Origin of the sequence: Sphingobacterium sp. UBA1498, assembly GCF_002325125.1 — a bacterium.
GTDB lineage: Bacteria > Bacteroidota > Bacteroidia > Sphingobacteriales > Sphingobacteriaceae > Sphingobacterium.
The window spans coordinates 15,178-30,609 of record NZ_DCRG01000024.1; the positions used below are offsets into that span (position 1 = coordinate 15,178).

Consider the following 15,432-nt stretch of genomic DNA (forward strand, 5'->3'; position numbering starts at 1 on the left):
AATGAAAATACTTCAAGATTTCGAATTATTATTTCAACAAGAGCTTCATAAGTTATACGATAATGATGAAATAAAAGCAATATTCTTAGTCGTTATTGCTGAAAAATTAGGGTTAAATACCGCTAATTATCAGTTGAGCAAAAAAGATCCTGTAGATGATAAGAATAGCGCTGAAATACTTAGCATTCTTCGGGATTTAAAAAAGCATAAACCTATACAGTATATACTCAACAAAGCAGATTTTTACGGTGAAGTTTTTCAAGTCAACGAATCAGTTTTAATTCCTCGACAGGAAACTGAGGAGCTTGTTGATCTGATTATTAAGAACCACAAATTTTCTCAAAACCTCAATATTATTGATATAGGAACTGGTTCTGGCTGCATTCCGATCACTTTATCAAAACATCTCACGAATGCTAGAGTAACAACGATAGACATCTCAAAAGAAGCGATAAAAACCGCGCAAGAAAATGCTAATATCTTAAAAACTGCAGTTCAATTTATCAACGCAGATATCTTTGAGTGGGAATATATATTCTCCAATCAACACTATCATATCATTGTATCCAATCCGCCATATATTACTCCTGGAGAAAAAAAATATATGAATGAAAATGTATTGGCTTATGAACCCGAGCTAGCGCTATTCATTGAAGAAAGCACTCCATTGATTTTTTATGACGTTATTTCATCCTTTGCCCTTAAACATTTAGCTCCAGATGGAGATCTATATTTCGAGATCAATCAGTATCTGGGTGCAGAAATGAAAGATCTTATGATCAAAAAAGGATTTGAACAAGTCAAATTGATCAAAGATATCAATGGAGCAGACCGAATAATCCATGCAAAAAAAGCATGGTAAAAAAATAATCCTTTTATTTATTAAGCAGTTAAGTTGTTTCAATCAAATTTCACAACCAATTATTTGGCATATATCAAAAGAAATTCTACCTTTGCATCACTTTCAAAAACAGAAAAGATTCCGTAGCTCAGCTGGTAGAGCAATACACTTTTAATGTATGGGTCCTGGGTTCGAATCCCAGCGGGATCACAAAAAAAAAGCTAATCGCAAGATTAGCTTTTTTCGTTTAATACTCCCCTACATTCCGCAAACTGATTCGTTAAAATGAAAAGCTAAAAAAACAAACTTCTCGTTCATGATGGTTTTCTTGGTCCTCATTTGAAAACATCTTTTTTATCTTATCTTTATAATTTCAAAATTTTACGGGCTTAAACATTAAAGATAGCAACCGATAATTCAACAATAATTCTAGTTATATCTTACCCTAGTGAATCTAGGATATTGTAATCAATGAAAGAAGATCGAGCACATGAAGAGATTTACGTTAAAAGAGATTGGCCAACAGTTAAAATTATCTCCGGGCACTATTTCTAAAGCACTCAACGATAGCCATGAAATAAGTGCAGAAACAAAAAAAATAATTTTAGATTTTACGAAGAAAATCAATTATATACCAAATTTCTCTGCCAAAAGCTTAAAGACAGGACGCTCAAATACTTTGGCCATCATTGTTCCATTTATTTCAAGCTCATTTTTCTTCGATTTCTATGAAGAGATCTCTCTTATTCTGTCGCAGACGAATTATAAACTCATCCTTTTACAGACCTTTAACGATGAGAAAAAAGAAAAAGAAGCACTAGAACTCTGCATACAAAGCAATATTGAAGGAATAATCATTTCCCCTGTAAAAAATGATTCCAGCTTATCGCTCCTGTTCTATATAATGGATCAGATTTGCCCTGTCATTATTTTCGACCGAATAAACCATCAGCTTGACACTTTCAAAATCGGAATTCAAAACAATAAGGTGATCTATCAGGCAACGGAAGAAATGATCAAAAACAGAAGGGAAAATATCATTCTTTTATTATGTAAGGATATCGGTGGAAATGTAAGCAGAATAAAAGGATATAAAGATGCGCTCTTTAATGCCTCTATACCCTTCAAACAAGAGAATATGATAGAAATATCCTATTCTAGCCCTAAAGACAATATCGATGATGAGTTAGAACGCAAAATAAGTGACTTATTAAACCGCCAGATACCACCCAACGCGCTCCTGTCGACAACCGACACCTTGTCATTAAAAGTGTTGCATATACTAAACAAATTGAAGGTAAAAATTCCTGATGACATGAACTTAATAGGATTCAGCAATACCCCTTTTGCCAACAGTCTTAACCCTTCCTTGACAACAATCACTCAGCCAACAAAGCTTATGGCGGAAAAATCAGTAGAACTCCTACTAGAGATGTTAAAGAAAAGAAACAAAAAGAATTATTTCGAATTCGAGACGTATTTTTTGGACTGCAGCATTGAGCACCGAAAATCTACATCTTCCATTTAATAGAAAAGGAACAAGTTCCGTACAGAATTTGTTCCTTTTCGGCGCATTCAGTCGATATGATATCTTTGGTAGCCAATAGCTGTATTTCGTAAAAAAAACTTATTTAATCAAGGTTCGCAATGCATGTATAGGTAAATCTATCTTAGTATCATTAGATAAACTTCCATTCAATGTACCCCATTGCAAACTATCTAATCGAACAGATGACTTCCCTTCTGTTTTAATCTTTAGAAGGTCAACCTTAGCATTAGCCCCTTTACCATTGAAATATACCTCTGAATTGTTGGCAACGATATCTGCACTTTGATAATTAACACTTGGCAACCCCAAAACAGTATTCGTAGTGTTAACAGATAAATGGCCCACAACAGCATTTCCCCGCGCATCTGCTCCACCGAGATCTTCAATAAAAGAATTTGTCAGACTCAAATTCAACGTATTTATAACAGATTTATCAGAAACGTTAAGCACCTTAACACTATCGCCTATAACGGTCAATTCATTCAGCTTGGCAGACAGCTCACTAACACCCACATTTTTTAATTTCAACAGTTTAAGATCAGGTGAAAAAATATAAATTGACTTATAGCCACCCTCACCTCCCGGCAAAAGATTTAAAGTAAGACTTCCCGATTGATCAACATTCGCTTTCACAAAATCAGCTTGACTCTTATTAACTTTAACCGCAAACTTATCACTTTTCACCCAGTACAACCCAACATCACTAGCATTGTTTCCAACCATAAAAAGCTTATCAAAGGAAGTCAGCGGGAACGATCGGAAATAAACATCCTTACCACCTGGATTAGACACTTCGTGTTCAATATCAGCATTATATTGTTTTGCATCCACTCGATTTATACGAAAAAGGTAGGATGCGACAAGCATCGGAATTGCGAATAAGCCTATTGCTAATACCATTGTTATTTTTGCACTTAGTTTCATAATTCATTTTGGTTAAAATTCTGACTAATAAATTGTTTATAACGCTTCTCTAGTTCATCCAGACCAATTTCCAATAAATAAATATTACGGAAAAACAGCGGAAGATCTTCCTCTAGAAAAATCCCCTTTCTATACAACTTCACATTTTTCACCGATTCTTGCGTCAGAAAAAAGCCAATTCCACGTTTATTTGCTATAATTTCTCTCTGCTGAAGCATATCATAGGTTCGCATCACCGTATTGGGATTAACCTCCATTTGAACCGCCAATTCCCTTACAGAAGGAAGCTTTTCATTAACCTTCCAGGTTGCTAGCAAAATATGGTCACATACATATTCAGCAATCTGAAGGTAAATAGCTTTATTTGCATTGAATTCCATATTAAATCTCCTTTTCCTTTAATCTTAAAAAAGCAACGCACCATAATACCAATGTAAGGAATAACGCTCCAGCGCCGATCAGTGCAAAAATGTGATTTGAATCAGACCAATAATTATTGCTCATTACCCCGACTGTATCTTGGGTTTGCATTTTTATCAGATAAACAAAAAAACATATCCAAACAACGCAGTAAATCACTACGGAAATAGCTGTCTTTACATATTGATAGTTTTGAAAGACAATCCCGCCGAGCAAGAAAATAGCATTCAGAAGAATCGGCGCGAAATAAAAATAGTATGCCGAATGCGGATACTGAACCTTATAAAAGTATTGCCAAAGATCTATACTGCCCGCTTTTCCTGTGGACGCCGTTTGATTTAAAACCATCGAACCAAAACCCTTCAAATATGCTACAAATGCCAAGTCAATCAAGTAAAATACCAACAAATAAGAACCAATACTTACCACAACGGTATAGAATAGGCTAACCAGAAATTTTTCCAACTGTGAGGCTGGAATCATTAATTCAAAAATAGCACGTGTCTTCTTCCCTAGATCGGCAAAATAGCTGCTGGAAACAACTGTTACAAAGAATAGTCCCAAGATACAAAATAACGGGGTCCTGAAATTTAGCAGCGAGTAAGCAGTTTGATTTTTCATCCCGTCATAATTCGAAGCAAAGTTAACCGCGTAAAAGCCAAAAATCACACCTGCAATAATTCCTATTGACATTAGGTAAATTCTTCCAAAACCAATCCACTGTCTTCGAATCAGTCCTAAAAATCGCGTAGAATTAAAAATGTTTGACATCTTTATCAATTTTATTAAGGTTCGTAATTTTTTCTTTGCATTGCAAAACAGCATTAAATAGCAATTCTAAATCCAGCTTTGAATCTTCCATTGCTGTGTTTGGAAGAATTACATTGAAACCACCTACTCCCTCTTCGTGGTAAATCGCATCCAAAGGCAACTCTCTTACTCTTTTAAAGCATAGATGATCAGTAATAACATGCACCGGCGCGTTTAACGCAACCTTATGATCGTCAAGCAAAATAACGGCATCAATAAGATTATCGAGATCTCGCACTTGGTGTGTCGAAATGATTACACATCGCTCGTCCGTTATTGCTGACGCCATGATCTTACGGAACTGAGCTTTTGAAGGAATATCCAGACCATTCGTTGGCTCATCCATAATGATCAATTTTGTATTGGATGCTAATCCGAAAGAAATAATGTATTTCTTCTTCTGACCATAACTCATGTTTGCCAATTTTTGCTTAATAGGGATATCGAACTCATGGACGAGCTGATCAAAATACTTCTGATCGAAGTTGGGATAAAATCCCGCATTTGCCTTTAGAAACTGTTCAGATTTTACTGCTGGGAGATAAAACTCTTCTGGAATAAAACTAATCTCCCTTAACAATGAAGGCTCCCTTCGAGTTGGATTATGTCCAAGTACATCAACCTGCCCCGAAACAGGGTATACTAAGCCAGCGATATTCTTAAGCAAAGTCGATTTGCCAGCACCATTCTTCCCCAACAAGCCATAGATATGCCCCTGCTTCAATTCAAGATCCATATGAAGAAATAAGGGCCTTGATTTACTATAGCTAAAATTTAGATTTTGGATAGTAACCATACTACTGTATTATTTAATTAATACACTAATATAGAAAACAATTATTTACAATTCCAAAAATAATTTCAAAAGAATAGCGCTAGAACATTACTTTGACTCGTCCAGCTGCGAAAGAAAGCATGTAAACTTTAAAACAGATTAACTTAAATATTAAATTCATATAAAATACAAAATACCATGAAAAACATACAGTTAATACATAAAATTACAAAATTCATAATGACCAAAAGCGATATTATTCTACGTTCAATACCTGCTCTGTTCATTGCATAAATCACGCCTCAGGTACAAACGCGAACAACTACATTTAAATCAAAACAGCCTATCAATTCTACATTGACTGATAAATAAAGTGGCAGAATGGCTAAAAGCAACCGAAAATAGCATCTGTGGTATATACATACTAAGCAAGATGGGCTCTTTATTACATCCTCGGCACGGTCATTCCTCCGAGTTATTCCTAATTGCCCACCTGTCAACAAACAATTAAATACGCTCGCGAGCAGTATTAACCGACAGTTAAACAAAATTTTAAAATACTTGTTAATCAAAATAATATAAAAAATACCTCAACAATAAATACATATAATATTTAACAAAAACAGCTTCGCACCTCGCAAAAGAACCGCTATTTTGTATGTTTTTTATCGCTTAAAATTGCTTTAGATCTATTTTATTCTCCATCTTTGTCTGTATGATGAATCACACATATCCTTTTATTTTAGCGTTCCATTCTTTATGGCGATGGGAAGTATTGATTATACTGGTATGTAGTCTTTCAATCTTTTTTTATAAAAGAAAGCGGAAGCTACCATTTTCATCTACTGATCATTTTCTATTGAAAGCAACGGTTATTTCTTTTTACATTCAGCTATTTTTAGGATTTATCCTCTATGTATCAAGCCCAATAACACAGTATTTTCTGCAACATTTCGGTGAATCCATTCACCTCAGGCAAATCCGCTTCTTTGGCATGGAACACAGCAGCATGATGATTATTGCTGCAATTTGTTTGACCGCAGGTATGCTTAAAAGCAAAAACGCCGATACAGACGATCGACGTTTTAAAATATTATTAATCTGGTTTGGTATCGCCCTAATGATTGTTCTTAGCTCTATCCCTTGGGAATTCTCCCCTTTGACCAGCAGGCCCAGCTTTAGATCATTTTAGTTAATTAAGGAATAAGTGATCAGCTATTTTTCCAATTGGCTTTTCGTTTATTATGCATTGTGTCCATTCCCTCTTTGAAATCATTGGTTTTCCGCAACGCTGATAAGCTCTGTAAGAGAAAGGTATACTTATCATTAAAATCTTGCTCTTTTAATTTTCTGAGCGCAGCAAAACCTCTTGAAATAGCCAAGGGAGCATTCTCCAGAATTGTTGCTTTCAATTCCACCAACCCTGTCTCTTCTTTATCGAGAATTTCATACAAGATTCCCTTTTTTAAAGCCTCTTGAGCAGAAAAAGAACTTCCTCTGATACAAAGGTCCATTGCCTTTCTCTCCGGCATAAATTCTATTAGCAAAGCCAGTACCTGAAATGGGAAAAGTCCAATTTTTACTTCTGGCAAAGAAAAACGCACATTTGGGAGAGCAAACAAATACGTACAGGATAATGCAATTAAAAAACCACCTGCAATAACATCACCTCTCAACACACAAATTGATGGTTTGTCTAGACAGGAAAATATTTCCGCCAATGATTTTTCAACCTTGGGAATTGCCGCATTTCCGGTATCCGAGGTTGGATCCGCAAAAGCTTTTAGATCCATACCAGCACAAAAGACAGGCCCCTCAGCTTCTATCTGCACTAAATAAATATTTGGATCATTATTCGCAAGATTCAATGCATACGCAATTTCGCTCACCATAGTCGGACTAAAAGCATTTCTCTTTTCCGATCGCGCTAGCGTCAGGTTGAACACATGCTCTTCAATGTGCACTTTTATAAAATTCAGTCTTTCCATTAAAAAATATTACAAAATCAACTGCCTAAAACTATGCTCCAATGTATCTATTTCAGCATCTGTTCCTCGTCTAAAATAGTGTAATAAAAGTTCGGAAGGTATATTACCAACTAAATCATTTTTCGCAAATGGACAGCCGCCATAGCCAAGTAATGAACCTTCAAATTTACGACAGCCCGCAATATAGGCAGCTTCAATCTTTGCGAGACTTTCTGCTCTACTTGCATGAAAATGCGCACCAATATCGAATGTTGGAAAACGGGCATTGACAGCGTTGAATAATTCGGCAATTTGGTTCGCATCGGCTTCTGATGTGGTGTCTGCCAAAGCAAACTCCCGGATGTCAAGATCGATTAGCTTTTCAATCCACTCTTTCACTAACACCGGTGACCAAGGATCGTTGTAAGGGTTCCCAAAGGCCATGCTAATATAGACAACCAGCGATTTATGGTACGCCGCAGCCAAAGCTGTCATTTCTTTTACCTGTTGGTAAGATGCAGCTAAGTCCATATTGGTGTTTCGCAATTGGAATGTTTCTGAGATTGAAAATGGGTACCCTAAATAGTCGATTTTTTCCTCTTGAACCGCTTCTATCACCCCTCGTAGATTAGCAACAATGGCTAAAAGCTTCACCCTCTCACTCTTTCGGATTCCCTTTAGCACCGCTTTTGTATCGGCTAACTGTGGAATAGCCTTCGGAGAGACAAAAGATCCAAAATCAATAACATCAAACAGTCCACTATCGATTAACGTATTAATATGTTTAATTTTTTTATCTGTATCAATAAAGCTGTGAAGCCCTTGAATAGCATCCCTTGGGCAATCAACCAATACAACTTGATCCCTCATAACACTATAAAATATCTTTCTGGATCTCTCTGGCGATCACCATTTTTTGAATACTTGAAGTCCCCTCCCCTATTGTGCATAGCTTAGCATCTCTAAAAAACTTCTCCGCGGGATAGTCCTTAGTAAACCCATATCCGCCAAAAATCTGAACGGATTCGTTGGAAACGTTGACAGCAGCCTCTGAAGCATAAAGCTTAGCCATCGCTCCTATTTTAGAAACACGTTGCCCATGATCCTTCAAATAGCCGGCTTGTCTTGTTAACAATTCGCTAGCTTCAACTTGGGTAGCCATATCTGCAAGTGAAAATGAAACTGCTTGAAAGTCGTAAATCTTTTTTCCAAACTGCTCACGCTCGTGTGCATATTTTAGCGCACACTCATAAGCTCCTCGGGCGATACCTAACGAAAGTGCCGCAATAGAAATACGCCCCCCATCCAATAACTTCAACGCCTGTACAAAACCTTGTCCTTCTTCTCCAATAAGTTGATCGCGATGTATCCGACAGTTATCAAAAAACAGACAAGCTGTTTCCGAAGCTCGCATCCCCAATTTATTCTCCTTCTTGCCAGCGGTAAATCCGGGAACTCCTTTCTCAACAATGAAGGCTGACATTCCTTTTTTATCACCTTTGGTCCCCGTTCGCGCGATAACTACCGCTACGCTCGAACTGATAGCATGGGTTATAAAATTCTTGGAACCATTTAAAATATAATAATCACCATCCCTTTCAGCAAACGTCGTCATTCCGCCTGCATCCGAACCTGACCCTGTTTCGGTGAGCCCCCAAGCGCCTATCCATTCGGCTGTCGCTAGTTTCGGAAGATAATGCTTCTTTTGCCTTTCACTGGCAAAGCTCAAGATATGATTTGTACATAAGGAATTATGCGCCGCTACAGAAAGTCCTATAGAACCACATACTTTAGAAATCTCATCCAAAACGGTAATATATTCCTGGTATCCGAGCCCAGACCCACCATATTCTTCGGGAACAATCACGCCCATGAAGCCGTGTTCGCCTAACTTTTTAAAAACTTCTATTGGAAAAATTTGGGCTTCGTCCCATTCCATCACATAAGGTTTGATATGATACTGTGCAAAATCTCGCGCACTTGCTCTGATCATATCCATTTGTTGTTTATTTTCAATAAACATAAGCATGAATATTAAATTTACAATCGGTAATTCTATTCAAATATATCAAAATATTTAGGAATAAAATTGCAAATATTTTAAAATTTTATTTTAAATTTATCTAAAAATAAGAAATCCTTAATTCAACAGCTTTTTAAACCAAGATTATAAATTATGAAGGAGCTACTTGCATTACTTCGCAAAAAAAGAGAAAATCTAAAATTCGGTGGTGGTATAGATAAAGTCAAAAAACTTAAAGAAAAAGGGAAAATGTCGGCTTGGGAAAGAATAGAATATCTACTCGACCCAGATCGGGAATATATCGAAATAGGAATGTTTGCCGGCGAAGGGATGTATAAAGAATATGGTGGCTGCACAAACGCAGGCTGTGCCGCTGTACTGGGCTACGTAAAATCGAAACTATGCGTTATTGTCTCTAACGACGCAACGGTAAAGGCTGGAGCCTGGTTCCCTATTTCTGCTAAAAAAAATCTACGCGCGCAAGAAATTGCTATGGAAAACAATCTGCCGATTATTTATTTGGTAGATTCTGCCGGTGTTTTTTTACCCATGCAAGATGAAATATTTCCCGATAAAGAACATTTTGGACGCATATTCCGTAATAATGCACGCATGTCTTCGATGGGTATCCCTCAAATTGCAGCAATCATGGGAAGCTGTGTCGCTGGTGGAGCTTATCTTCCAATTATGTCTGACTACGCCTTTATCGTGGAGGGGACAGGGTCTGTATTTTTAGCAGGTCCTTATCTAGTTAAATCCGCGATCGGTGAAACCGTAGATGCCGAAACACTAGGTGGAGCTTCTACACATTCGGAGATATCTGGTGTAACAGATAATAAATTCCCCGACGACCAGAGTTGCTTGGAAGCAATAAAAAATGTTATTGATAAAATCGGAGGACATGCCCAAGCTAATTTCAATAGAACGATAAGCCAGCCCCCAAAAACAGATCCGGGTAAAATAGCGGATATTCTCCCCGAAGATAGAACCAAACCGTATCGTATGCAGGATATTTTACATGCAATCGTCGACGCAGAAACATTAGAGGAATACAAACCAGATTATGGGAAAACAATTGTATGCGCCCTTGCACGTGTAGATGGTTGGGCTGTTGGAATCGTTGCCAATCAACGTGAAATTATCAAAGCCAAAAAACCAGGTAACGCTATGGAAATGCAAATGGGAGGAGTTATTTACAGTGACTCTGCAGACAAAGCTGCACGTTTCATTATGAATTGCAACCAGCAACGCATTCCACTTGTATTTTTCCAGGATGTCACTGGGTTTATGGTAGGAAGCCGCTCCGAACAAGGCGGAATCATCAAAGACGGAGCAAAAATGGTAAATGCAATGGCTAATTCTGTAGTTCCGAAGTTTACTTTTATTGTCGGGAATAGTTATGGTGCCGGAAACTATGCCATGTGCGGCAAAGCGTATGACCCACGATTAATCTATGCATGGCCTACTGCCCAAATGGCTGTTATGAGTGGTGCTGCTGCTGGCAAAACTCTCTTCCAAATCCAAGAATCAGCTTTAAAATCCAAAGGTCAGGAAATAACCGAAGAAGAGAAAAATAATCTTCTCAAATCAATTGAAAATCGCTATAACGAACAACTCAGCCCCTATTATGCCGCAGCGAGATTATGGGTTGATGGAATAATATCACCCGAAGAAACTAGAAAAGTCATTAGCATGGGTATAGAAGCGGCCAACGAAAAGCCTATCCTGGAGCGATATAATGTAGGCGTTATACAGGTTTAATGGTAACAATCGTAAATTCCCCTCACCCAGAAGAGCCCGTGAAATGTGAGGGGGATCGATAATAAATGATAATACGGAACATTTAATGTTGTTTCCAAGTTTTGCTAAGTTCTTCAAAATCGGACAAGCACTCTGGGTTTCGCATAATATCTACTGAAACCGCTTTCTCTATAGCCATCCCTGAAAAAATCTTCTTGACCGGTAACTCCAGCTTCTTTCCGCTTAACGTGTAGGGGATAGCTGCTACCTGAAAAATATAGTCAGGTACGTGACGTGGACTATACTGCTGCCTAAGTGCTCGCTTAATATCTCCTTTTAATGCATCGCTCAATAGACTATCGTTCAATTGTACAAAAAGTAACATGTCAGAAGATCCATTTTCGTGATCTACACAAACAACCAGGCTATCCAAGACTCCTTCGGTTTTATTTAACACATTATAGATTTCTGCTGTGCCAATACGTACGCCACCTCGGTTCAACGTAGCATCTGAACGCCCATACATAATGACTCCATCGTGTGATGTAATCTGAATCCAATCACCGTGATTCCACACCCCTGGGTATTTATCAAAGTAACTATTAAAGTATTTTTTATTAGCTGGATCATTCCAAAAATAAATAGGCATGCATGGCATAGGTGCTAAGATAACAAGTTCTCCTACCTCTTTATAAAGATTATGACCATCGACATCAAAGGCTTCAATCTTAGCTCCTAATGCACGGCATTGAATTTCACCGGCATACACATCGCGCAATGCACAGCCAGAGAGAAAGGCACTGCAAACATCCGTTCCACCACTCAACGAAATAATTTGACTCTTCGGAAACTGTTCATTTAGCCACTCAAAAACATCAGGTGGAAGCGGTGAACCAGTTGATCCTATTGTTTTGGGCTGATAAGACAGCGACCTTAAATCTTGATCCTGACACGATATGAGATAAGCTGCGCCAACACCAAAGTGATCCACCTTATTTTCCTGCGCAAATTTCCATAAACTAAGTTTATCAGGATAATTTGTTGCTCCGTCATATATACACAATGTATTTCCCATTAAGAGGGCCGAAAGTGCGTAATTCCACATCATCCATCCGGTAGTTGAATACCACATAAAACGTTCGCCATTTTGTACATTTTGATGCAACCCGACTGCTTTCACATGCTCTAGTAGCATGCCTCCAACTCCGTGTGTAATGGCTTTAGGTTTTCCTGTCGTTCCGGAAGAATACAAAATCCATATTGGAGAATCAAACGGTACTGCTGTGAACTGAAGCTTATGTTGGTTAACATCTTTTCCCATAATCCCTTCCCATATATTGTCATCAATAAAAACGCAGGCCAATAACGAAGGTAACTGTTCTGCGAGTTGTTTGATATTTTCAGACTTCTCAAAATGACGACCATTATAGGAATAACTACTGTTAGCGAACAGAACTTTAGGTTCTATCTGCTCAAAACGATCCTGAATACTTGCTTCCCCAAAGTCGGGAGAACAACAGGACCAAACAGCTCCGATGGAATTTGTAGCCAAAAATAATGCGACTGCTTCAATACCATTAATTAGCACACCTGCTACACGATCTCCGCTTTGAACACCTATTTCTTTCAAATAGATCTGAAGCTTGAGCACGATAAATTCTAATTCAAGCCAAGAAACCTCTCTCCTAACTTGCTGCTCCGATTGAAAGATTAACGCCGGACGCTGCTCTGAAGCTTTGCGAAATACGTGTTCGGCATAGTTCAAGGTCGCTCCAGCAAACCACTTTGTACCAATAAAGCTTGTTGAATCTGCAGGCAGCTCGATAATATTTGTAAAATCTGAATGAAACGCCAAATTGAAATAGGTCGCTATACTCTTCCAAAAATTGGATAGATCTGTCGTTGACCACGCCCAAAGTTCCTGATAGGAACTGAAGCACAAACCATACTCCTTTTCAATATATTGTTTAAACTTATTGATCTCAGATTGAGATTTCTGCTCTTCTGTTGGGCTCCAGAGTAATTTCCCCATAATAGTTAGATATAAAACGGTTATATCCAAACATAAATAAATTTACTTGTATGTGCAATTTTAATTATTACCAATAAACATAAAGAACAACCATATCGCTACTTTAAATACTAGATCTAGTTTACAACACTTCAACCTCTGTATCCATCTCTAACGGGTGACTAGTACACAATAGTGTTCTTCCCTGCTCTACCTCTCGATCTGTTAGTACTTCATTATAATCCATCTTCACCTTTCCTTTAATACACTGCGCAATACAGGTACTACACATGCCGGATCTACAGGAATAAGGTAATTTGATTTTATGTTCCAGAGCTACATCTAAAATAGATTTATTGTAGGGAACTTCAAGAATATAAGTCTCCCCTTGAAAATATAATTTTATAGCATAGACTGCTTTGTCGACTTTCTTTTCAGTTTCATCATCATCGTCCTCTTCATTTTCAGGCAACAAAAATGTCTCCCTTTTTATCTGATCAAAACCAAATCCCATCCCCAAAAGTGTAAAACGGCATAGATCCATGTAAATCACAGGACCACAGGTATAGAACAGGGCCTCCTCTCTACTTCCAAACAAATGATTTTTGACAATATCATAAATATAATCTCTGTTTAATCTAGCTTTCATCAAGTTTTTACTATCGGAGTAAATCCATATAATTGTTAAACGATCAGGAAATTGATCCGCCCAATGTTCCAATTCCGATCGAAATGGGGTAGATTCCAATGTACTATTGCTATAGACTAGTACGACTTTAGATTTAGATTCTGCAACAAGTGCTGTTTTTAAAATAGCATATAATGGTGTGATACCAATTCCTGCGGCAAACAGAAATAGTGTTCGAACCTTTTCCGGTTCAGGTTCATATACAAACAAACCTTGAGGCTCCATGGCATTGACAACATCTCCCTCTACAATAGTATGATGGAGCAATCTAGATATTTCGCCATTTTCGACACGCTTCACAGTGATACTAAGGGGCTCATTATTATCTGGCGAACTATTTAAAGAATAAGAACGACGTATCTCCCGCTCACCAAACACAAAAGAAAGAGTAATGAACTGCCCAGCTTTATAAGGAGGATAGCCTCCTGCTACTGGCTCAAGCTGAAAGGTTATATTATTGTTGGGTTGAGGGATAATTTTTGAGATCCTTAATGTATACATAGCTCAAAATTACATAAAAATCAGAAATTATAAGTGCTTTGATAGAATGGAGACGACCCGAATACCTAAGCACTATCTAAGCTTATCCAAAAAAATCATTCAAGCATAATAAACAATATATTAGACTCCCAAGCCCCGTCAATGCGACATGAATCAGAGTTCAATCAGTCTTGAGAGCAAATACATTACGTCCTCAAGTTGGTGTAACCTTCTAAGCACCACGAAAGCACCTCTATTGTTAATACAATCTAAACTATATCTCAATCCAAACTATAATGACCATGATTCATCTCTTAACAATGGTACTAATCTGAAAGACTATGGCAAGGGAAAAAGTCGAATTGATAACAATTTTATTGTATTACAATTAACAGACAATTGGAGAACAATAATTGCAAAATTTCACGTTATATTTATATCAAAACTAATCACAATAAGATTATATGCAAACACGCAGAAACTTCCTTCAAAATGCAGCAAAAGCAACACTTGGCATTGCTGTATCTATATCAATATTACAAGATATTGCCTCCGCGAAAGCAACGGAATTAAATGCCGCTACATTAAAGTTTTCCCAAGTCAAATTACCGTTCAATTATGCCGCTTTGGAGCCTAATATTGATGAGTTGACCATGGAAATCCATTATACAAAGCATCATATAGCGTATATTAATGCTATTAATGAAGCTATCCTTGCTGAAAATATCAAAGAAGCATCAGAGGAACAACTTTTAGCAAACATATCCAAATATTCTCCCAAAGCAAGAAATAATGCGGGTGGGGCTTGGAACCACAATTTCTTTTGGGAAAGTATATCTGATAAGCCGGGCGAGCCTTCCGAGAAATTATTGAAGATGATCAATAGCACATTTGGCTCATTAGACAAATTTAAAGAGCTATTTGCGGCTGCAGCAACCTCAAGATTCGGTTCGGGATGGGCATGGTTAATTTTGGATGATTCTGGTAACTTGAAAATTACCTCTACCACAAATCAAGACAATCCTTTGATGGACGTTGTTGAGGTGACAGGAATTCCTATTTTAGGTCTTGATGTATGGGAACATGCTTATTACCTACACTATCAAAATAAAAGAGCTGATTATATCAAAAATTGGTGGAATATTGTGAACTGGAAAAAAGTTAACGAAAGGTTAGCATAAAGAAAAGAAGCTGTCTCAAATTT

14 protein-coding genes and 1 tRNA gene are annotated in these 15,432 nt (G+C 37.5%); 6 read left to right on the top strand and 9 right to left on the bottom strand.

Annotated features, from left to right (window positions below):
* Position 1 precedes the first annotated feature (1 nt).
* From prmC to B3139_RS14570, 3 genes are all read left to right on the top strand, one after another.
* Positions 2-862, top strand: coding sequence for a peptide chain release factor N(5)-glutamine methyltransferase (gene prmC / locus B3139_RS14560; RefSeq protein WP_209574658.1), 861 nt, complete (start codon positions 2-4; stop codon positions 860-862).
* 116 nt (positions 863-978) lie between these two features.
* Positions 979-1,051, top strand: a tRNA-Lys gene (locus tag B3139_RS14565).
* Positions 1,052-1,331: 280 nt separating this feature from the next.
* On the top strand, positions 1,332-2,369 hold the full coding sequence (locus B3139_RS14570) for a LacI family DNA-binding transcriptional regulator (RefSeq protein WP_293884288.1): 1,038 nt from the start codon (positions 1,332-1,334) through the stop codon (positions 2,367-2,369).
* A 99-nt stretch (positions 2,370-2,468) separates the two neighbouring features.
* Here the strand turns inward: B3139_RS14570 and B3139_RS14575 are convergent, their stop codons facing one another.
* From B3139_RS14575 to B3139_RS14590, 4 genes are read right to left on the bottom strand one after another with little or no spacing between them, the layout of a single operon-like run.
* Positions 2,469-3,314 (bottom strand): hypothetical protein, encoded by an 846-nt coding sequence (locus B3139_RS14575; RefSeq protein ID WP_293884290.1) that lies wholly within the window; start codon positions 3,312-3,314, stop codon positions 2,469-2,471.
* Complete coding sequence (locus B3139_RS14580) at positions 3,311-3,694, bottom strand: GntR family transcriptional regulator (RefSeq protein WP_293884292.1); 384 nt, start codon at positions 3,692-3,694, stop codon at positions 3,311-3,313. The genes B3139_RS14575 and B3139_RS14580 overlap by 4 nt, the downstream gene beginning before the upstream one ends.
* 1 nt (position 3,695) lies before the next feature.
* The gene (locus B3139_RS14585; protein WP_293884294.1) at positions 3,696-4,505 is read right to left on the bottom strand and encodes a hypothetical protein; all 810 of its coding nucleotides are present in this window, start codon (positions 4,503-4,505) and stop codon (positions 3,696-3,698) included.
* Complete coding sequence (locus B3139_RS14590) at positions 4,489-5,340, bottom strand: ATP-binding cassette domain-containing protein (protein ID WP_293884296.1); 852 nt, start codon at positions 5,338-5,340, stop codon at positions 4,489-4,491. The genes B3139_RS14585 and B3139_RS14590 overlap by 17 nt, the downstream gene beginning before the upstream one ends.
* 838 nt (positions 5,341-6,178) lie before the next feature.
* Here B3139_RS14590 and B3139_RS14595 point away from each other — a divergent pair.
* The gene (locus tag B3139_RS14595) at positions 6,179-6,511 is read left to right on the top strand and encodes a hypothetical protein (RefSeq protein ID WP_293884298.1); all 333 of its coding nucleotides are present in this window, start codon (positions 6,179-6,181) and stop codon (positions 6,509-6,511) included.
* Between the two features lie 19 nt (positions 6,512-6,530).
* Here the strand turns inward: B3139_RS14595 and B3139_RS14600 are convergent, their stop codons facing one another.
* From B3139_RS14600 to B3139_RS14610, 3 genes are read right to left on the bottom strand one after another with little or no spacing between them, the layout of a single operon-like run.
* Positions 6,531-7,307: an enoyl-CoA hydratase/isomerase family protein gene (locus B3139_RS14600; protein ID WP_293884300.1), complete on the bottom strand. Its 777-nt coding sequence runs from the start codon at positions 7,305-7,307 to the stop codon at positions 6,531-6,533.
* 9 nt (positions 7,308-7,316) lie between these two features.
* Positions 7,317-8,156 carry a hydroxymethylglutaryl-CoA lyase gene (locus tag B3139_RS14605; RefSeq protein WP_293884302.1) on the bottom strand — a complete coding sequence of 280 codons (840 nt, stop codon included), beginning with the start codon at positions 8,154-8,156 and terminating at the stop codon, positions 7,317-7,319.
* A 4-nt stretch (positions 8,157-8,160) separates the two neighbouring features.
* A complete protein-coding gene (locus tag B3139_RS14610) occupies positions 8,161-9,309 on the bottom strand; it encodes an acyl-CoA dehydrogenase family protein (RefSeq protein WP_293884304.1) in 1,149 nt (382 codons plus the stop codon).
* A gap of 153 nt (positions 9,310-9,462) precedes the next feature.
* On the opposite strand from B3139_RS14610, the gene B3139_RS14615 reads away from it, so the two are divergent.
* Positions 9,463-11,070 carry an acyl-CoA carboxylase subunit beta gene (locus tag B3139_RS14615; protein ID WP_293884306.1) on the top strand — a complete coding sequence of 536 codons (1,608 nt, stop codon included), beginning with the start codon at positions 9,463-9,465 and terminating at the stop codon, positions 11,068-11,070.
* Between the two features lie 82 nt (positions 11,071-11,152).
* On the opposite strand, the gene B3139_RS14620 is transcribed toward B3139_RS14615, so the two are convergent.
* A complete protein-coding gene (locus B3139_RS14620; protein ID WP_293884308.1) occupies positions 11,153-13,081 on the bottom strand; it encodes an acetoacetate--CoA ligase in 1,929 nt (642 codons plus the stop codon).
* Between the two features lie 121 nt (positions 13,082-13,202).
* Positions 13,203-14,249: a ferredoxin--NADP reductase gene (locus tag B3139_RS14625; RefSeq protein WP_293884310.1), complete on the bottom strand. Its 1,047-nt coding sequence runs from the start codon at positions 14,247-14,249 to the stop codon at positions 13,203-13,205.
* A gap of 443 nt (positions 14,250-14,692) precedes the next feature.
* Between B3139_RS14625 and B3139_RS14630 the strand changes: the two genes are divergently transcribed.
* Positions 14,693-15,409 carry a superoxide dismutase gene (locus B3139_RS14630; RefSeq protein ID WP_293884312.1) on the top strand — a complete coding sequence of 239 codons (717 nt, stop codon included), beginning with the start codon at positions 14,693-14,695 and terminating at the stop codon, positions 15,407-15,409.
* Positions 15,410-15,432: the final 23 nt, after the last annotated feature.